This window comes from Deltaproteobacteria bacterium, assembly GCA_019912665.1.
Lineage (GTDB): Bacteria > Desulfobacterota > GWC2-55-46 > GWC2-55-46 > GWC2-55-46 > UBA5799.
The window spans coordinates 153,278-173,126 of sequence record JAIOIE010000008.1 but is presented as its reverse complement, the minus strand read 5'-3'; the positions used below and the strand labels follow the sequence as shown (position 1 = coordinate 173,126).

16 protein-coding genes are annotated in these 19,849 nt (G+C 58.8%); 13 read left to right on the top strand and 3 right to left on the bottom strand.

The window, feature by feature from the left end:
- Positions 1–36 precede the first annotated feature (36 nt).
- Positions 37–285 (top strand): hypothetical protein, encoded by a 249-nt coding sequence (locus K8I01_03505; protein MBZ0219484.1) that lies wholly within the window; start codon positions 37–39, stop codon positions 283–285.
- Positions 286–297: 12 nt separating this feature from the next.
- Here K8I01_03505 and K8I01_03500 read toward each other — a convergent pair whose 3' ends face one another.
- The gene (locus tag K8I01_03500; GenBank protein MBZ0219483.1) at positions 298–912 is read right to left on the bottom strand and encodes a hypothetical protein; all 615 of its coding nucleotides are present in this window, start codon (positions 910–912) and stop codon (positions 298–300) included.
- A 142-nt stretch (positions 913–1,054) separates the two neighbouring features.
- On the opposite strand from K8I01_03500, the gene K8I01_03495 reads away from it, so the two are divergent.
- The 6 genes from K8I01_03495 (at position 1,055) to K8I01_03470 (ending at position 8,553) form a co-directional block, all read left to right on the top strand.
- Positions 1,055–2,314 carry an oligosaccharide flippase family protein gene (locus K8I01_03495; GenBank protein ID MBZ0219482.1) on the top strand — a complete coding sequence of 420 codons (1,260 nt, stop codon included), beginning with the start codon at positions 1,055–1,057 and terminating at the stop codon, positions 2,312–2,314.
- A 26-nt stretch (positions 2,315–2,340) separates the two neighbouring features.
- Positions 2,341–3,015 carry a hypothetical protein gene (locus tag K8I01_03490; GenBank protein ID MBZ0219481.1) on the top strand — a complete coding sequence of 225 codons (675 nt, stop codon included), beginning with the start codon at positions 2,341–2,343 and terminating at the stop codon, positions 3,013–3,015.
- A gap of 69 nt (positions 3,016–3,084) precedes the next feature.
- The gene (locus K8I01_03485) at positions 3,085–5,598 is read left to right on the top strand and encodes a hypothetical protein (GenBank protein MBZ0219480.1); all 2,514 of its coding nucleotides are present in this window, start codon (positions 3,085–3,087) and stop codon (positions 5,596–5,598) included.
- A gap of 33 nt (positions 5,599–5,631) precedes the next feature.
- Entirely contained in the window at positions 5,632–6,177 is a 546-nt protein-coding gene (locus K8I01_03480; protein MBZ0219479.1) for an HAD family hydrolase, read from the top strand.
- Positions 6,178–6,364: 187 nt separating this feature from the next.
- Positions 6,365–7,579: a hypothetical protein gene (locus tag K8I01_03475; protein ID MBZ0219478.1), complete on the top strand. Its 1,215-nt coding sequence runs from the start codon at positions 6,365–6,367 to the stop codon at positions 7,577–7,579.
- 80 nt (positions 7,580–7,659) lie between these two features.
- Entirely contained in the window at positions 7,660–8,553 is an 894-nt protein-coding gene (locus K8I01_03470) for a PIG-L family deacetylase (protein MBZ0219477.1), read from the top strand.
- Between the two features lie 39 nt (positions 8,554–8,592).
- On the opposite strand, the gene K8I01_03465 is transcribed toward K8I01_03470, so the two are convergent.
- A complete protein-coding gene (locus K8I01_03465; protein MBZ0219476.1) occupies positions 8,593–9,372 on the bottom strand; it encodes an ion transporter in 780 nt (259 codons plus the stop codon).
- Between the two features lie 511 nt (positions 9,373–9,883).
- Here K8I01_03465 and K8I01_03460 point away from each other — a divergent pair.
- From K8I01_03460 to K8I01_03435, 6 genes are all read left to right on the top strand, one after another.
- Positions 9,884–10,666 (top strand): glycosyltransferase family 2 protein, encoded by a 783-nt coding sequence (locus K8I01_03460; protein ID MBZ0219475.1) that lies wholly within the window; start codon positions 9,884–9,886, stop codon positions 10,664–10,666.
- Positions 10,666–11,919, top strand: a complete 1,254-nt coding sequence (locus tag K8I01_03455; GenBank protein ID MBZ0219474.1) for a hypothetical protein — start codon at positions 10,666–10,668, stop codon at positions 11,917–11,919. The genes K8I01_03460 and K8I01_03455 overlap by 1 nt, the downstream gene beginning before the upstream one ends.
- The gene (locus K8I01_03450) at positions 11,916–12,884 is read left to right on the top strand and encodes a glycosyltransferase (GenBank protein MBZ0219473.1); all 969 of its coding nucleotides are present in this window, start codon (positions 11,916–11,918) and stop codon (positions 12,882–12,884) included. The genes K8I01_03455 and K8I01_03450 overlap by 4 nt, the downstream gene beginning before the upstream one ends.
- On the top strand, positions 12,881–14,389 hold the full coding sequence (locus K8I01_03445; protein MBZ0219472.1) for a radical SAM protein: 1,509 nt from the start codon (positions 12,881–12,883) through the stop codon (positions 14,387–14,389). Before K8I01_03450 ends, K8I01_03445 begins: the two co-directional genes overlap by 4 nt.
- Before the next feature lie 210 nt (positions 14,390–14,599).
- Entirely contained in the window at positions 14,600–15,637 is a 1,038-nt protein-coding gene (locus K8I01_03440; GenBank protein ID MBZ0219471.1) for a glycosyltransferase family 2 protein, read from the top strand.
- Between the two features lie 15 nt (positions 15,638–15,652).
- Entirely contained in the window at positions 15,653–17,074 is a 1,422-nt protein-coding gene (locus tag K8I01_03435) for an oligosaccharide flippase family protein (GenBank protein MBZ0219470.1), read from the top strand.
- Here K8I01_03435 and treY read toward each other — a convergent pair.
- Positions 17,061–19,847, bottom strand: a complete 2,787-nt coding sequence (gene treY, locus K8I01_03430; protein ID MBZ0219469.1) for a malto-oligosyltrehalose synthase — start codon at positions 19,845–19,847, stop codon at positions 17,061–17,063. The genes K8I01_03435 and treY overlap by 14 nt on opposite strands.
- Between the last annotated feature and the right edge of the window lie 2 nt (positions 19,848–19,849).

Genomic DNA, 19,849 nt, shown 5'->3' with positions numbered 1-19,849 from the left:
TTCAGGCGTAAAAAAAACAATCCAGGGGTGGGGTAAATGAACGAAGAAAATGTGGAGCTCTTCGACGCGCTTACGGAGTACAGGGACCGCCTTGACGATATCGACCATCCGGACGAGGTAGAGACCGTGCTTGAGAACATACTGAACGCGATAACGCATGACGAGACGATAGACCCTGACGAGCTTGAGGTAGTAGCCGATTTCGTAAGGGATTTCGACCTGGCGTACCCTGAAAGCGAGGAGCTCCTTGACTTGCTGAAGGAGCATCAGGAAAGACTCCACTGAAAGGCGGCGGGCTTACGCCGCCTTTCTTTTCGCCTTTCCAGCGTTTTCAATCTCCCTGAAGGCCCTTTCCTGGTCTTCAGGGCATATGCCGTGGCTCATCCTGGGGGGCTTTTTAGTGCCGAACAGGTCGAGCTTCCTTATGCCATCATCAAGTTCCACCCACTCGCCGTTGGGCATCTTTATCCTTTTACACCAGCTGCAAATGGTCCGCCATTCGTTGGAGCGGTCCACGTCCGGGTCGATGAAGGCGACCGGCGTGCGGGTTTCGGTCTTCAACGTCGTGCATACGAAATCTATCGAGTCGTCCGGGTGCGGGCGTATCTCCATCTCCATGAATCGCTTAGTCTCGGGCGAGTCGCACCGGAAGGGTATCCTCATGGCGGAAAGGGTGTCCCGTGCCTTAGATAGCATGAGCCGGAAGAGGTGCCGGGTGTCGCTCCCCTCGATGAAGTCCCATAGAAACCTGCCGAGCACCTCTTTTTTCGTGAGCTGCGACGCCTTGTTTTCCACCGCGAAAACGTCCCAGGAGTCGCTCGCCTCCACTATCCTGTCCGATGCGTCTATCCTGTAGGAAACGACGTTCTTGTCCATGAATCTAATTATAGCAGCCGCGGCCCGGTCCTTCATCAAAGGCCCTTAAAGCCCCTTCTGATGGCGTGCCCGCAGGCCGGGTTGACAGCCCGGAAAACCCCAGTATAGTTACTCCTTAACGGCATCTGCCGGGATTAATACCGCGATGTACGCCCGAGAAACGGCCAGGGGTCTATGGATGAGCTTATTAAAAAACGGGAGCGTCCTTTTCTTAACCTCCATGGCCGGGAACTTCTGCAACTACCTCTTCCAGTTCTTCATGAGCAGGAACCTTGAGCTGACTGACTACGGCGCGCTCAATGCCGCGCTATCCATCACCTCCATACTGGGGATACCGGCAGGGACCGTCATGGTCGTGGTCGCCAGGTACGCCTCCACCTTCAACGCCATGGGCGAGGGGGCGCGCGTATCGCGCCTCTACAGGAACTCGCTTCTCTTTACGCTCGGGGCCGGCATCGTCGTTTTCCTTCTGCTCTCAGCCGCATCCGGGCCGCTCGCGGCCTATCTCCAGCTTCAGAACGGGATTCCGATAATCATAGCCGGGTTCGGGCTCGTCGTCTCCTTCACCATGACCGTCAACATGGGAATGCTCCAGGGGCTTCAGAAGTTCTGGCATTTCGGGGCTGGCATCTGGGCCGGCGCGGCATCCAAGCTCGCGATGGGAGTCGCCTTCGTCTTCCTCGGTTTCGGCCTTAACGGCGCGGTAGCTGCCGCGGCCTTCCCCGGCCTCTTCGTCATAGCCATGACTTTCCTTCCGCTCGCCTCCGTGCTCCGCCAGAGGCCAGGGGGCGAGAGGGTGACGCTAGATATCGCCTCCTACAGCGTCCCGGTGCTCATATCATCGCTGGCCTTCACTGCAATGCTCAATATCGACCTTCTTACGGTCAAGCACTGGGCAAGCCCCGAGGACGCGGGGCTCTACTCGGCGGCCGCGGTGCTCGGGAAGACCATACTATATCTCCCGGCAGCGTTCGTGATGGCGCTTTTCCCCATGCTTACGGACTCGCATGCCCGGAAGAGGGACATGCGGAGCGTGCTCGACAGGGGGCTGCTCGTGACCTTCGCCGTTTCGATGGCCGGGGTGCTCGTGCTCGCCGTCATTCCGGAGTTTTCGATAACCCTTCTATTCGGAGCCAAATTCGCGGGGGCCGCCCCGCTCCTTAAATATTACGGGATAGCCATGATGTCGCTCGCCATGGTGAGCGTCCTAGTAAGCTACAACCTCGCGAGAGGGAAAAGTTCTTTCATCTATTCACTTCTAGCGGGCGGCGCTGCGCACGCCCTCCTTTTGAACGTCTTTAAAGGGAGCCTCGTCGTGACCGTAATAATCCTTGCAGCCGTGAATATGCTTGTGGCCGCGTACAATCTGATAATGGTCCTAAGGGAGCGGCGGGTCGAATCCGGCTTAAGGCAAACTGCCGAGGGCGTTATTTCATGAGTTTCAAGGCATAAAAGGAGGGCTGCATGGCGGACGCGGTCATTCTCGCGGGCGGGCAGAGGAAATCCATGAGAAAAGCCCGCGAATCGGCGGACGGAGCGCGTTTCCTCGATCTCATCCTCAGGCAGATGGAGGGCTCGGCCGTGGTTGGAAAAGTGATTTTCGCGGCCTGTCCTGAACCGGTATTCGAGAGGTTCGGAAAGATGGACCTCCCCTTTGAGACGGTTTTTTCAAGGGAGGAAGAGCCGCTCGGAACAGGAGGGGCGCTCATCAAGGCAAGCAGGCTTGCAGGGACAGAGGAGATACTGGTCTTTAGAGGGGAGTCTTTCATCGAGTCGGACATAGACGACCTCGTAAACTTCCACAGAGAGAGCGGCGCACCCTTCACGATGGTCCTGAAGGAAGTGGAAGATACCAGAGGGTACGGGCGGGCCGAGGTCAATGAGGAATGCAGGATCGTCTCGTTTGGACGGAGGCGGAGCAAGCGCAGTGCCGGGTTTATAGATGCAGGGGCCTATGTCTTCGAAAGGGAGCTCCTTATCGACGAGCCGTTAAGGGAAGCGTCCCTCGAGGAAGGGCTTCTCCCGGAATATATCAGGTGCGGGGGCTATGGGTACGTTGTGAACGGAAAATTTTTCGATATCAGGATGCCTGAGGCATACAGGGCCGCCGAAGGGCTTCCAAAGAGCGGCTTCGCGTAAACGGCGGTATCAGCGGGGAAGCCGTAACAACTTACCGATACGGTTATTCTTTCACATCAGGTGAATGCATTGGACGCTGAAGCGGTTACATTAAGGCTCAGGAAGGATACGGCGGCCTCCGTTGCGCTCCTCCCGGCCGCGCTCGTGCTGGGCTGGCTCTCTTTCCGGCCCGGGCTCGCCGCCTTCGCCGTTGCCGCTACCGGGACCGTGGCGCTTTTGCGCTATGCATGCAGGGCAGGGGAGCGGCCCGGGCCAGGCACGACGCTTGCGCTCATAATCTACTCGGCGCTCCTGGCCGTGGCGGCGGTTACAGTGAGGGAGGCCATGGGCCTCAATGCGCCGCAGGCTCTTCCCGGAAGTACCGCAATTGGCGGAAATGAAATGAGGCTCATGGCAGGGGAGTTCGCGCTCTTTTTCGTCCTCTATTCGGCAACTGTCCTCGAATTTATCAGGGCATCCGGCGCGCATCTCGGCCTTAAAAGGCCAAGCCCTGCCACGGCAATATTCGCGTTCGTGCTTTACTTTGCCGTGGTGAAGCTTCCGCCATATGAGCTCGACATAAGAGAGTGGGGCGCTCTCCTGGCATCGGCATCGGCCGTTACCGAAGGCAGATGGCCTTACTTCCACCACTACTCGGTACAGCATGGATTCCTGAACGCAGGCGCGCTTACGCTCTGGCTCAAGGCATTCGGGCCCACCCCAATCGGACTCGCATCATTCGTCTCCGCTTTGGCCGCGCTCTCCGGGGTAGTGGCGTTCCTGCTTGTAAAGAGGCTTACGAACTCGCGCGGCGCGGCGCTCATCGCGGCCCTGGTCCTTGTGACAAATTTCCATTACATGGAAGCGGCGGTCAGGGCGCCGGGGCTAGGGGCCCTTCAGAGCCAGTTCCAGATCATTGCCGGGCTCTATCTCTTATGGGCCGCGCTCGAGGCAGGCGCCTCCGCCAGGGGGTATCTCCATGCCTTTCTCTTCGGGGCGCTCTCTTTATGGGAGCCGGCCTTCGGTTTTTTCATGGCGCTGTCCTTTCTTTCGGTGACGGTCTACAGGGCCGTCTCAAGGAGGGACCAGAGGCTGTTTTACCACGTAGCCGCGCTCATCGCCGGGGTCCTCCTCCCTGTCTCTACCCTGGCGGCCTTCAGGCCTCCGGAGGTGAATATCTTTTCCGGGACTGCGATGGGCATCTTTCTCTCGACTCAGCAGGTGTTCACTCAGGGGCAGGGCGCTGCCCCGCGGACTTTCTTTTTCTGGGAAGTCTTTATCCTTATCTTTTTCGCCGGGCTGTTCATGACCGCGTACAGGCAGGTATCGTCGGGCAGGAGTTTTTCACGAAGGCATCTCTTTCTCTTCGGGACGGCCCTGATGCTCCCGCCCTGGCTTGCATACAGGCTCGGGAGTCCTGTGCCCCTGGAGTTAAGCCCCATAGCATGGCTCCTCGCCCCGGCCCTTGCGCTCATATTCCACACCGCTTACAGGCACGCGGCAATTGGCACAGGCAGGCCGAGGCTCTACGCTGCGGCTGTGATCACTGCCTCGCCGCTACTTAGCATAGACCTGGCCCGCCCCATCGGGGAGGACATCAACCGGTATCTCGTCAAATACGAGGACGAGCGCGCCCGATGGCAGGCCTCATGCGCGGACGAGATGAAGCGCGGCGGCTACTGCGGCCCTGAGAAGGGGTCCGGGCTTTCGTTCCATATGAAGGCCGCTCGGGAGACGGGGTTAGGCCTCGGGGCATACGGGCCGGCGGGGTTCAGCTATTATCCCCCGAACTTTTTTCTGGCAAGGGCCTGTGAAAAGGGCGTGCCGGTCATTTCGGACATGGACGGGGCGATCGCGGTCCAGAACGGCTGCCCTCCGCCGCACAGGTTCCCTGTAATGAGAAACATGGATGACAATGCCGTGCTCGCCGGGTACTTGGGCGAGATAAAAAGGTTTTCGAGAGTGGTCTTCGATGAAAGGCTCGCGGATGGGCTCTCTTCTCAAGGGCTCTTGAGGAGGCTTAAAAGGGAACTCCTCGATTCCGGCTATCACGTGAGCGAGCGCCACGGAGTAATTTCCGTCCTCTCGAGAGAAGGCGCAATTGACGGCGATAGCTGTATCGTATGCGCCCCTCCTGCCGAGCCGGTAAGGCTCGCTCCGGACGGCGGCTGGCTGGTGGAGAAGCCTTCAGGGCTGAAAAGGAAGCCCCTTGACGCGCCGTCCTGGGGCTCGTTTGTGTTCAGCGCGCTCGTATGGGCAGACGGGCCGGCAGGCCTGGTGGTGGGAGAAACGGGCGGCGGTTATGCCGCATTCTACATAGATCCCGCAAGCGGGACGGCAAGGCTTTCCGAGCTCAAAGGCGCGGAAATCATCAGAGAGCTTTCGAAAGCCGAGCTCCGGGAAAAGAGCAAGGGAAAGGGCTCCTGGCACGACATGGAGGTCTTCGGCGGCAGAGGCGGGCATTACCAGTTCTTTGTCGACGGGGAGTTCGTGCTCGAAAAGGACGGATTGAAAGGAGCCGCCATCGGGCTCCTCGACCTTTCGGGGACCGCGCGGTTCAGGGAGGTCGAGCTCGCGAGAGGTCCGGAGACCGGCGGCGCATAAGATTCGAGACTAAAAGCTACTCGGAGGTGCGGATTGAAGAACACAAGGGCAGTTTTCCTGGACAGGGACGGCGTCATAAACAAAAAGCTCAGGAACGACTTCGTCAAGGACTGGCGAGAGTTCAAGTTCATACGAGGGGCCAGGAAAGGGGTCCGGCTCCTTAAGGAGTCAGGGTTCCTTGTCGTCGTCCTTACGAACCAAAGGTGCATATCGAAAGGGGCCGGGACACTCGACAAGCTCGCGGAGATACACGCCAGGATGGCCGGCGAGATCATCCGTGGGGGAGGGAGCATAGACGCTTTCTATTTCTGCCCTCACGGGATTGACGAAGGGTGCGCGTGCAGAAAGCCCAGGCCCGGCATGATCTTCAAGGCCGTAAGGGACTTTCAATCAAGGGGTGTCTCAATAGACCTTGAGAGGAGCTTTTTTGTAGGCGACGAGGAAAAGGACGTGATAGCAGGTCACCGGGCAGGCCTCAAGACCGTGAAAATAGGCGATGCCCATCATCTGGCCGACCGGCATGCCGGTAACCTGCTCGAAGCGGCAAGGCTCATAGCCGGTACTACCCAAAGGGCTTGAGGTGGCTGGAAACGGACGGCCTTATTTACATTCCGAAGTCGGAGGGGTGCGGTTCGCGCTCGCGTACTTTTTCCTGGCCGCCCTTCTCGCTCTCATATACACCTGGCCTCTCGCGGTAGGTATTTCAGGTGCATTTTTTGGATTCCCGGGCGGTCCTCTGCAGGAAATCCGTGGCCTCTCCGGAGCAATGCTCCCCTATCCGTCAGCCATTGTTCAGTATGCGCTTTGCAAAGCGCTCGGAGATGTCGCTTCCTTCAATATCACGAAGCTTCTTAACTTCCCGTTCCTGGCCCTCACCACATGTTCGCTCCTCTTCTATATTACAAGGGACAGGGGAACGAGCGCCTTGTTCGGGCTCGCCGCGGCTTTTTCGCCCTACCATGACAGCCATCTGATAGCTCATTCAATAAACATATACTGGTTCCCTCTCGCTCTCCTTTTCCTTCTGAGGACAATGAGAGAGGGCGGGTACGCGAACCCTGTTATCCTCGGGCTCGTCTCAGGCTTCCTTACGGTCGAAAACCCCAGTCTCGGCCTTTTTTTCATTTTGCTCGTCCCTCTCTTCGTACTCTTCCACCTCCCGGATAAGGCCGGGTTGCCGTATGTCATCAAGGCCTTCGCAATCTCCGGGTCTGTATTCTCCGTAATCGTAGTCACGATGGCATGGCCCCTTTTGATTGGCCTGCTCCTTCCAGATTCAGTGGGGGAGGGGCTTGACCCGAGAAGGCTGTCCGACCTTTTCATCTCTTCTGCCAAGCCTTTCGATTACCTACTCCCGTCCGTCCATAACCCATTTATCGGGAGGTTAGTGCCTGAACCTGGAATCGGCCCGCTTAAGGGGCACAGTTACGCGGAACATACGTTATTTCTCGGCTACACGGTCCTATTCCTTTCAGCTTGCGCTATTTTCAGGGCGTTACGGGCCGGAAGGCCTGAGGCGAAGCGGACGGCGCTTCTTTTCCTCGCGGCCGCGCTCCTGATGGTGCTCATTTCATCTCCGCCTTTCATGCCGTTCGGCGGCTTTACAATGGATATCGAGGAGAGGATGGTCTCATCCGAAAGCAGGATATTCCTTCCCCAGTACCTTCTCTTCAAGGTATTCCCTTTCATAAGGGGATATTCGAGCGCGGGCGGAGCGGCCATGCTGGGCTTTATAGTCCTGGCCGCGATGGGCTTTTCGGCCTTGTTCGGCCGTTCAAGGCGCAAAAAGACGGCCCTTTTGTGTGCGGCGCTCCTCCTTGCGGTTGAGTTCGCCGAGTTCCCTTCATTCCGTATAACGATGCATGCCCCTGAAAAAAACGGAACGACCAAAACCCGTTCCGAGGCGCGTGGGCCGGCTGATCCCTTGCAGGGACAGGCGCCGGGTTTGACACAGGACGATTTCCGCTTAAGCTTGAAATAGAGAATCAGGACAGGACGTCTCATACTCTTCTGGGCGTCCTGGCTTTACCGGGCAATCAATACTTGAGCGGGGGGCGGGCTATGACCGGGTACGGGCCATTGCACGACGGCTATGATGAAGCTGGCATACGGGCGGTCCTTGGCAACGGCCCGTCCACAAAGGTGCTTGTCATAGCCGCGCACCCTGACGACGAAATCATAGGCATGGGCGGGCTCTTGAAATACCTTACGAGCGCCGCTTTCGTCCACATAACCGACGGCGCGGCAAGGGACATGCGCGCGGCCCGGGCAAGGGGTTTCCGGACGAGAAGGGATTACGCCGAAGCCCGGAAAAACGAGCTTCAAAAAGCGCTCTCCCGCATGAGGACCGCGCCGCTTGATCTCATAGACCTAGGCACGCCCGACCTGGAGGCTCCCTACAACCTCGTAACGTCGTCCGTTGCGCTTGCCGGGATAATAAAGCGCCTGGAACCGGCGCTCGTCCTCACGCACCCGTATGAGGGCGGCCACCCGGACCACGACTCCGCGGCTTTTTCAGCGCGCGCGGCCCTCTCTCTCATAGAGTCCGCCGGCATGGCGCCGCCGCGCCTTCTGGAATTCACCTCGTATCACGCTGACGGGAAAAAGCTTGCGGCCTCGCGCTTCCTGCCGGGCACCCCGCAGGGCCTCGGCATCGCGCTTACGGAGGAAGAGAAGGAATTCAAGGCATGTATGTACGCCTGCTACGAGACCCAGAGGGGCGCGCTTAAACATTTCCCGATAGGGATTGAGAGGTTCAGGCCCGCGCTGGATTACGACTTCACGAAGCCGCCTCATCCGGGGAGGCTTTTTTACCAGAACTTCGACTGGGGCCTCAAGGGAGCGAAATGGTGCCGCCTTGCTGCAAGGGCGATGGACGGACTCGGGTTATCGGGCCGGAAAGTCCCGGCAGGCCGGGGGCTCCTGGGGCGTCTTATCTCAAGGCTCTCCGCCTAAGCAGTATGTTGAAAAAATCCTTCTGGACCCCTGTTAGTTTCACTTCTCGCCCTTGCTTTTGTCCAGGGCGGCCCTTACCTCCTCGCGTAGCTTCCTGATCTCGGCTTCTTCGACGCCTCTTTCCCTGAACCTGTCCAAGCCTATGAAGAGGCTTGCGAGGACGGCGGTCACATACCCAAAGACGGTGAACGCGTAAACGGCAAGGAGAAAGCAGAGCACCCTCCCTTCAGGGGTCTGCGGCCAGTATTGCGAGCCCATCGTGGTTATCATCATCGCAGACCACCAGAGGGCCGCCCCGAAGGTCCCGAACCCATCGTTTTCCCGTTCGAGCACGTATATGCCCGCCGCTCCCGTGACGACGACAATGGCCGTGAGTGCGAGGACATAGCCGAACTTCCTTCTCCCCAGCACCTCACCGAGTATGCCCATGCTCCTGTTCACGGAGCCTATGACCTGGACGAGCCTTGCGCCCCTTACGACGCGCGCCGCCCGGAGCCCCCGGAGTGCCTGGAGGGCCTTGAAGGCCCTCAATATCCGGAGGGCCGGGACTGTAAGGGACACGAGCGTAAGGAGATTGCCCCTTATGTAGACCTTCTTATCCGGGGCAAGGGCGAACTGCAGGATAAAGTCCGCTATGAATATGATCCAAATGGCAGTGCTCGCCGCGACGACCGCCCCGCCGGGCCCGCGCGTGAACTCGATAACGATGAGGACGAGCCAGATGAACCCCAGCACCATTAAGGGGGTCTCGATGAGCTCCTGGTATCTCCTGAGCACGGTCCACTTCTCTTCATCCTCACGCCTGTCTTGCGGAGCCATGCGGATGACCTCCCGGTTTTAAAGCATGCCATCTCCGGCGCGCTTTGCAAGCTGACAGGCTGCTGAAAAATCCATCTGCTTCGTTGTCGTCGCTTGCTACGGCATGTACGAAAATACGCTCATTCCTCGCTTCCCTATTCGAATGGGGGCCTCGCATCTGGAGCGCAGCCTGAGCGAAGTTTGCGTTTTCCTCAACCTGCTAGGAAAGGGAAGAATCAGGTGCGGCTCGCGTTCTCGCCTGCAAGCCCGAGCAGTCGTCTCAAAAAAGATACTGCCGCAAGGTTGACAATGGGGAAAGTTGGATTAGAGTTATCACTATCGCTTCAGGGAAAAAGGCCCGTTTCCGACGCTTTTCTTCTTTCCTAGCCCTGCCGCCCCCTCCGGGTCGCAGGCGAATCTGTAAAAGGCGGCTATCGGTTTTTCAGGGGCACTCGCGCCTCGCGGCAGCGGTCTGCCTTGGGGGGCGCGGTTCAGGGCTTGGTACATTTTTTTGGATCTCGCGCGGGGGAACATGCGGGTATTCAAGGGGAAGATATCCGTCATAATGCCTGCTTACAACGAGGGGCATCACATTTACGAGAACCTCAAGGAGACCCATTCGGTCTTCAAAAAGTCAGGCCGGAGGTTCGAGATAATACTCGTCGATGACGGGAGCTCGGATTCCACGTACGCCCAGACCCAAAGGGCCGCACTGGAGCTGGGGAGCATCGTCCCCGTAAAATTAAGTGAGAACGGCGGAAAGGGCAACGCCCTTCGCGAGGGCTTCAAGCGCTCCGAGGGGGACCTGGTGATTTTCCTCGACGCGGACCTGGACCTCCATCCTGGACAGGTAATAAGCCTTTTCAGGGCCATGAGGGACACGGGGTCCGACGTGGTCATCGGCTCCAAGCACCACGCCGGCTCCAGGATAAGCTATCCTTCGTCAAGGAAGGTCCTGAGCCGGGCATACGCCCTGGCCCTCAAGGCGCTTTTCGGGATGCCCCTCATGGACACGCAGACAGGGCTTAAGGTCTTCACCCGCAGAGCGCTTGAGGAGGCGTTTCCCAAGGTGGTCTGCGGGAGATTCGCGTTCGATGTGGAGCTCCTTGCTCACGCGCACGAGGCGGGCTTCAGGGTCACCGAGGCCCCTGTCATTATGACGTTCAGAAGAGCGGCCGCGTGGGGGAGGATAAGGACGACGGACGTCGTAAGGATGGGGTTTGACACGCTCGCGATATTCCTGCGGCTCCATATCATACGGAACTATGGGACCGCTTTTGAATCGGGCACTTTCGCCCTCAAGGGCGTCGTGTGATGGATGCCTTGAAGAGCGGCACCGTGCTATTTTTCGCAACCCTCTCCGGGGGGGTCTTCAATTTTTTTTTCCAGGTCTTCATGGGAAGGACGCTCTCTGTAGAGGACTTCGGCTCGATGAACGCGCTTTTTTCGGTAATCCTCATAACAGGCATCCCGGCTGCTGCGATGGTGACGGCGCTCTCAAAAAAGATCTCGTCTTTGAACGCAGGCGGGCGGCGCGCGGAGGCAGGGCGCCTTTACAGGGTTTCGTTCATCAGGATGGCAGTTTACGGCGGCGTAGTCCTGTGCGTATCAGCGCTCCTGAAAAGGCCCATCACAAGGGCATTCGGGCTCGGGAGCGAATGGGTCCCGGTCATCGCGGGAGCCGGGCTCCTGTTTGCCTTTATTCTGGCCGCCAATCTCGGGGTATTGCAGGGACTAAGGAGATACCGCTACTTTGGGGCCGGAATCGGTCTCTTAAGCCCGCTTAAGCTCCTTTTCGGCGGGGCCCTCGCGGCCGCCGGTTTTGGCATAGCAGGGGCTGTCGCGGGACTTTCCTGCGCTATCCTGGCGGTTTTTGTACTCACTACAATGCCGCTTCTCAGGCTCCTTTCTTCGGGTAACGACGCCAGGAAACCAGCCGCCAGAGCCCCCTGGTCCGGCTTCCATGATCTCGTCTACGCGGCCGCCTTCGCGTTCATGACCAACATCGACCTGATAATGGTAAAGCTCTATTTCCCGGCGAGGGAGGCAGGGCTCTATGCCGCCGCCTCCGTGCTGGGAAAGGCCATCCTCTATGCGTCCTCGTTCTCATCGGAGTCTTTTTTCGGTGGCGCATTTCACAGAGGGAGGCACGCGTTGAAGCTCCTGGACAGGGGCCTTTTCCGCACATTCGCGGTATTCATCATTGCCGCTCCGGTGCTCGTATTGTTTCCCGGGCATTTACTGGGCCTTCTCTTTGGCCCGGCCTTTTACGAGGCCGCCCCGGTGCTCAGGTATTATGCGGTCGCCGCTGGATTTATGTCCATGGCCGGGCTTTTTACGGCCTACAGCGCCTCGCGCCGGAACGCGGGCTTTCTCTTTAAGCTCGTTACGGCCTCCGCGCTCCTGCCCCTTGCGATAACCGTGCTGCCGCAATCCTTGACCGCCGTCGCCCTGGCGGCCGGAACGGCTGCGTTCGCCCTCTCGCTCGCGGGCCTTGCGGGGGCAATAAGGGAGAGGCGTTCGGTAAGCGGCGTACAGGCGAAACTGGAGGGCATAGCCGGCAGATGAACCCGACCGTATCCATAATAATACCCGTAAAGGAGATAAACGATTATATAAGGGAGTCGATGCCGCACATACTCGCCCTGGACTACGATGATTTCGAGGTCGTCATATTCCCGGATTCGGCTTCGGAGGACGACTTCCCCAGGACGAGGATAATCCCGACGGGTCCGGCCGGCCCGGCCGAGAAAAGGGATCTGGCCCTTAAATACGCCAGGGGCGAGGTGTTCGCGTTCCTCGACGACGACGCGTACCCGGCCCGGGACTGGCTGAGGAATGCGGTGCGGCATTTCAGAAAACCGAACGTTGCTGCTGTCGGCGGGCCGGCCGTCACCCCCCGGCACGATTCGGTATGGCAGAAGGCCTCGGGGAGCGTCTTCTCGTCATGGCTCGCAAGCGGCAGGTACGGGTACAGGTACCTGCCCGAGGGCGGGGTTCGCGAGGTGGACGATTTCCCGACCGTTAACCTGATTATACGAAGAAGCTCCTTCGAGCGCGCCGGCGGCTTCGATACCGCATACTGGCCGGGAGAAGACACGAAGCTCTGCCACGACCTTACCAGAAGACTCGGCGAGAGGATTGTATACGACCCCGAGGCGATGGTCTTCCACCACAGGCGGCCTCTTTTTTCCGGCCACTTGAGGCAGGTCGGCAGGTACGCGTTCCACCGGGGGCTCTTCGCGAAGGCTCTCCCGGACACCTCATTCAGGCTTCAGTATTTCGTGCCGAGCCTCTTTGTCCTGTGGCTCGCGGCGGGCGGCCCCCTTTCCTTTTTCTCAAACTCCATGGGCGCGCTCTACATCTCGCTCCTCTCCCTCTATTTCCTGCTCGTCTCGTCGGAGTCAGTGAGAATAGGACTCAAGGAAGGAGACTTCCGGGTGGGCGCGCTCTCGGTCCCCGGCATAATACTCACGCACATTGTCTACGGGCTCAGGTTCATGCAAGGATTCGCATCACGGAGGGGTAGATGAAGGTCGCGATCTCCTACCCGCCCCTCGGCGACGGCTCCCGCGTGCCGCTCCTTTCGCAGAACAGGCAATTTCAGTGGTTCAGGAACCCCACGTACATCTATCCCATGGTCCCGGCCTATGCGGCAACCCTCTTGAGGAAAGAGGGCTTCGGCGTATTCTGGGATGATGCCATAGCGGAGGGCCTCTCTTTTGATGAATGGCTCGCCAGGATACGGAAGAAAAGGCCCGACGTCATCGCCTTCGAGACCAAGACGCCTGTCGTAAAGAGGCACTGGGCCATCATAAACCTCTTGAAGGCAGAGGCATCGAGGTCTTCATGGGACCTGAAGACCGTGCTGATGGGCGACCACGTTACGGCGCTTCCCGAGGAGTCTCTCCGGAACTCTCTCGTAGACTTCGTGATAGCCGGCGGGGACTATGATTTCCAGCTCTTAAGCCTTGCTAAAGCGCTCGCTGCCTCTTCCAGGGAGCTTGCCGGGCTTGAAGCCGGCGTATGGTTCAGGGAGAACGGCAGGTTCATTAACTCGGGAAACGCCGTAAAAAGACGCGACCTGGACTCGCTCCCGTTCATAGACAGGGAGCTTACGAGATGGGAACTTTACAGCTCAAAAAACGGGAATTTCAAGAAAAAGCCCGGCACCTACACCATGGCGGGAAGGGATTGCTGGTGGGGCAGATGCAGCTTCTGCTCGTGGACGACCATGTACCCGGGGAGGGACTTTAGAAGCGTTTCCCCGGAAAGGCTCCTCGACGAGGTTGGGATGCTCATCGGTAAATACGGCGTAAGGGAGATATTCGACGACAGCGGGACCTTTCCAGCATGCGAATGGCTCGAATCCTTCTGCAAGGGCATGATAGAGCGCGGATACGGGAGGGACGTCTCGTTCGGCTGCAACATGAGGATAAACGCGCTCGGGAGATCCGAGTACAAGCTGATGGCAAAGGCGGGCTTCAGGTTCGTGCTCTTCGGGCTTGAGTCCATGAACCGCGCTACCCTTTCGAGGCTCGATAAGGGACTCCGGCCCGAGCAGATAGCGAGGGGCTTCAGGATGGCAAAGGAAGCCGGGCTCGAACCGCATGTAACGGCCATGGTCGGCTATCCCTGGGAGACGAAGGAGGACGCGGAAGAGACAATAGCCTTCGCAAGGGAAATGTTCAGGAAGGGGTACATAGACTCTCTCCAGGCGACGATCGTTGTCCCGTATCCCGGCACCCCGCTTTTCGAGGAAGCGAGGAAGAACGGATGGCTCACGACCGAGGACTGGGACCGATATGACATGAGCGGCTCGGTCTGGCGCTCCCCTCTTTCTGACGAAGACGCGAGGACGCTTACTCGGGGGCTCTACAAGGCGGCGCTCAGCCCGGCGTTCCTGGCGAGGAAGGTCATGGGCATAAGGAGCATCGACGACCTCAAGTTCCTGGTGAACGCGGGGTTTAAGCTCCTCGGTCACCTCTCGGACTTCAAGGCGAGGCCAAAAGGGCTCGGGAAAGACGCGGCCACTTAGGTTGAGGCTGCTGAAAAAGCCCAATCTGCTGCGTCGTTTTCAAATTTAGATACTCCGGCGTACGAGGAAAGTACGCCATTCCTCATTTTTCGACTCCTTGAATCTTGAGTTTTTTGAGCAGCCTGACGTGATTTTAAGTATTCCCAATTTATTTAAAGGGCTGCCGGGAATCTATCCTGGAAGATCCCGGAAGGTTTTTGAGGAGGCCGCATGAACCGTAATGCAGTGTTCCCGTTAGTCTCGGTTGTGATTCCGACCCTCAATTCCGGGAAGACCCTGGATGAGTGCCTGAAGAGTATCTCCGGGCAGGACTGGCCGGCAGACAAGCTCGAGATAATCATAGCCGACGGCGGCTCCACTGACTACACCCTCGATATGGTCAGGCTCGCCGAAGCCAGGGGCCCCTTCGAAGTCAGGGTGGTCCGGAACCCGCTAAAGACCGGCGAGGCGGGCAAAGCCGCGGGCCTTAAGGAGGCCAGGGGGGAGCTAATCGCCTTCATAGACTCGGATAACGTCCTCCCGGATATCGGATGGCTTAAGAGGATGGCCGAGCCGTTCGCCGATTCCGGCGTAATCGGCGCAGAACCGCTCGAATACGCGTGCAGGGCGGGCGACGGCTTCATAACGCGGTATTGCTCGCACCTCGGCATGAACGACCCTTTCTGCCTATTCGCTGGCAACTACGACAGGTACTCGGCCGTGACCGGAAGGTGGACCGAGATGCCCTACAGGGCGGAGGACAAGGGGAGCTGGTTCAAGCTCGAGCTCGATCCGGCCCGCTACCCTACTATGGGCGCGAACGGGTTTATGGTCCGGAAATCCGCCCTCGAAGGCGCCGGGGCAGGGGGGTATCTCTTCGACATAGACATGATACGCTGGCTCCTCAGGAGGCATCCGGGGGCACGCCTGGCCAAGGTCAGGACCGGAATCGTCCACATCTTTTCAGGCGATACGAGAACGTTTATAAGGAAGCAGATGAGGAGGATACGGGACTTCCGCCATTACGAGAGGCTCGGCATGAGGGAATACCCCTGGAACGGGGTCGGGAGGCATGCTGTCGCAAGCTTCGTCTTCTCATGCCTTACTGTGCTGCCTTTAATCTCACAGGCCGTGCGGGGGTACAGCCGCAAGCCCGACATAGCATGGCTATTTCATCCGGTAGCCTGCTGGCTAACCCTTATCGTATACGGCCTTGGGAGCCTCTCCTTTTTAACAGGGGAGTTCAAGAGGGAGGGCTGGGGCCAGTAGCTTTAAAACCGTTTGATGGACAGGGTCTTTAAAAACACCTTCTGGCTGCTCCTTCCGAGCGCCTTCAACAAGGCCTCGAGCATCGCGCTCGTGATCGTCCTCGCCCGCCACCTCGGCGTAGCAGGTTTCGGCCTGTTCTCCTTCGCTTTTTTCTATATCGTATTTTTCAGCGCCGTTACCGAGGCGGGGCTTACTACCGTCATGATACGGCGCATGAGGGCGGAGCCCCAAAAGGCGGGGGACGTCTACCGCAAGGGGCTTAGGCTTGGCGTCATCTCGACGCTTGCATCTATCTCAGCGGCAATAGGGGGCGGGGCGGCCCTCGGCTTTGAGAGGGACGCGCTCTTTATTACGGCCCTGGCCTCTCTGGGGCTCGTCTTCTCTTTCAGGGACGTGACCTTCAGGTGGTTCCTTGAGACCCCTTTCAGGGCGTCGCTCAGTATGCGCGTAAGCGCCGCGCTGGGAATAGCATCTGAGGGCATCGGCCTTTTGGCGGTACTGGGGGCCGTCTACACGGGCGCGGGAGTAGAGGCCATAACGGCAGTCTACGTCCTCTCGAACCTCCCCGGATTCATCATCCTCGCCGTACTCTCATACAGGGCAGCTCCTGGCTCTACCTGGGAAAAGGTATCTTACTCGGGGATGCTTAGAGAGGCCCTGCCCATAGGGCTTTCCAACTCGCTCAATACGTTTTATGTCATGCTCGGCTCAGTCGTCCTCTTCCTCTACGGCAGTATCGACGCGATGGGTTATTACGCGCTCGCCTTCAGGCTCACCACCTCCCTGAGGATAGTCCCAGAGGCCCTTATGCATTCCTTTTTTCCGCTCATGGCCTCTCAATCAGGCCAGGCGGGCCAGGGGATATTGAGCGCCTATTTCAGGAAGAGCGCCGGCATAATGGCGTTCATGGCCATGCCGCTGGCCGTCGGGGCTGTCGAGCTATCGGATGAGATTGCGGTCCTTTTCGGGGGGGGCACGTTCAGCCCGGCCTCGAAGGCCTTGGGCGTCCTCATATGGGCGACCGCGATTTCATTCTTTAATACGTGCGCGAGGTCCGCGCTGAACGCGGGGTCTCACGGGGCCAGAAACCTCGCGGTCTCGTCGGCCATGGCAGCCGCTTCAGCCGCGCTTTCTTTTGCCCTCATACCCGAATGGGGGCTTTCGGGCGCGGCCTGGTCGCTCGTCCTCGCGGAAGGGGCAGGTCTCGCTGCCTATTCGGCCGTTCTCGGAAGGATGGGCTTTGCGTTCCCGCTCGGGTTTATAAGTAAGTGCCTCCTGGCCTCGGCCTGCATGTCCGGATGCATGACGCTCCTGGACGGGCCGCTCCTCAAGCTCTCTTCCGGCCTCGCGGCCTATCTGGCGGCCTCCGCTCTCATGACCGGTACCGGGCCGGTCCGGATTGCGAGGGCGCTCTCTCAAAGGGTTACATTTTTATAAGGAGCGCGGCAGGGAAGGAGCCGAGCACTGCCCCGGCCTCCTGTACCCCGTTCAATTTCAATTCCCGTCCGGTGAACGCGTCTTGCCACGAGGCGTACTTAAGCCCCTCGGGAAGTCGGAGGAAAGTTCCCTCCCAGACCTCCGGGCCGAGGGGCCATTGCCTTTCAAGCACGACCTGAGTCATGAAACGCGGGGCAAGCACCATAGCTGCTTTTTCGCCGAGCACCCTTGCAAAGGCGACGAGGTGCCGCCTGAGCCTGCCTTCCGTCTCAATGGGCTCGTAAGCGCCGCCCCTGAAAAGCTCGTGATGCGACCTCCTTTCATTCAGGGCCGCGTGGGTTACGAAGAGCTTGATCCTCCCGTCCTCGGGCGCGGCAAGGAGCTCTCTTATGAACGCACTGCGGTCCTCGGCGGTCCGATTTATAATCTCGTCAAGCAGGGCCTTTCTCTTTCCGAAATCGACCGGGCGGCGGTTGTCAGGGTCTACGAGGCTTAGGTCCCAGAGCTCGGTCCCCTGATAGAAGTCCGGCACGCCGGGCGAGGCGGCCTTGAGGACGAGCTGCGATAGCGAGTTGATCATCCCGTACCAGGCGGTCTTTTTCTGGAGGGGAAGGAACTCCTTAAGAAACCCGTTCTCAGGCGAGCTCAGAATGGCGTCTATGAACTGCATGAAACCTTCCTCATACTCCATGTCAGGCCGTAGCCACGCGGTATGTATCTTGGCCTCGCGGACGGCTTTTTTCATGTACGCCTTTATGCGCTCGCGGTACTCCGAAAGGCCACCGTCTCCGAAGGGGAAAGAGCCCAACAAAGTCTGGTAGAGGAAGTACTCGTCATTCCTGTCCGGCACGCCAAGGCCCCCGGCCCTCCGCTTCCTTTTCCTGTTCACGGCGCTCCACCTCCGGAGGGCCGCTTCCCATTCCCCCGGCATCTCGGAAAGCACGTTTATCCGGGCCCTCGCGTCCTCGCCCCTTTTCGTGTCGTGGGTGGAGGTGGCGCTCATGGAATGCGGGCGGGATTTCGCGGCTATCCTGTTCCTTGAATGGAAGGCCTCGACCGTAGAGCCGAACTGTCCCGGAGATGAGCCAACCTCGTTGAGGGAGATGAGCCTGTTGTAGACGTAAAAGAGCGTGTCCTCGATGCCCTTGGCCATAAGCGGCCCCGTGAACTGCTGGAAGCGCATCACGAATTTAAGCCATTCGCCCTTTTCCTCCTCGCCCTGGTATTCCCTGAAGTCCAGGGCCAGGACCTTGCCGATAAATGCAAGCTCGTTATAGAGGGCCGGGTTCCGGGCAATGGCGCTCTCGACCGCTTCCCTTATGTACCTCAAATCCGTCTCTGTCACGGACTCGGCGCATATGTAGGTCCTGTAGACCGGGAATGCCGCCATGACTTCGACTATGGCCCTCTTTAGGCCGGGAAGCGTGATGTCGCTACCGTGCCTGTCGCGGCTAAGGGTAAGCTTCAGTAGCTGTGCGAGGTTCGATACGTCGCTCATCATGTCCATCTCGGTGATGAGCTTTTTCTTCTCGTGGAAAAGGTAGGCGTACCTCGATTTTATGCCCGTGAAGCTCGAGTATATGCGCGTGAACCTGGACTCGTGGGTAGTGTCGCAGAAGATGCCGTTAAGGGCCGACATGAAATCGTAGCCTGTCGTGCCCTCGACCGGCCAGGCTTGAGGCAGGGCCTCGCCGCTCCCGAGTATCTTCTCGACTACAATGTAGGCGTCTCCCGCCCGGTCTCTGAGCTTCCGTAGGTACTCAAGGGGGTTCAAGAGCCCGTCTATGTGGTCTAGTCTCACGCCCGTTGCCCCGTTACGGAGGAGCCTCAAAATGAGTGCGTGGGTCTTCTCGAAGACCTCTTCGTCCTCAGTACGGAGCGTAATGAGGCCGTTGATGTTGAAGAACCTCCTGTAGTTCGTCTCCTCTGCCGCCACCTTCCAGAACGCGAGCTTGAAGGACTGCTCGGAGAGGAGCTTATCAAGAAGATTGTAGCTCTCCGGATCGCCCGGGGAGCCGTTGAAGGCGGCAAGGCTCTCGTCGAGCTGAAACCTGAAATCCCGGTTTCCGGTATAGAGCTCCCAGAGCATCCTCTTTACGAAAACGGCCTGGTCCCCGAGCTCGGCCTCGCCGCCCGCGGCAAGGGTCTTCAAGACGTACCGTATCCCGAGGAGCTTGACGTAATCAGGGTGCTCCTTCCCTAGCTTCATTACGAGCTTCCTTGAGAGGTGCGAAAGGAAGACCTGGTAGGAATCTATCCTGAGGGGAAAGCTCGTCTCATAGTATCTCACCTTAAGGCCGTCGTCCGAGTAGTCGAGCCGTATCTCGCCCCCTTCGAGCGCCTCCCCGTAGATGCGGCCGAGAAAAGGGGCCAGCACCTTCTCCTTTATACCTTCGTACGGGTGGTCCCATTCGATATCGAAAAAGCCCGCGTACCTCGAAGCCCGCCCCTTTTCGAGCACGTCCATCAGGAGCCCGTTCTCCCCGTCATAGGCCATGTGGTTGGGCACGAAGTCCTGGAGCCATCCCATCCCCAAACCCCTGAGCCTTCCGAAAAGCGATTCAAGCTCCTCGATTGTACCGACCTCGGGGTTGATACTCCCGTGGTCCACTATGTCGTAGCCGTGGGGGCTCCCCTTCCGCGCCCTGAAGACCGGCGAGGCGTATATGTCAGAGATGCCGAGTGCATGGAGGTAATCGACAATATCGGATGCGTCTTTAAAGCGGAAAAATGAATTGATCTGCAGCCTGTATGTGGAGGAGGGGACCCGCATAT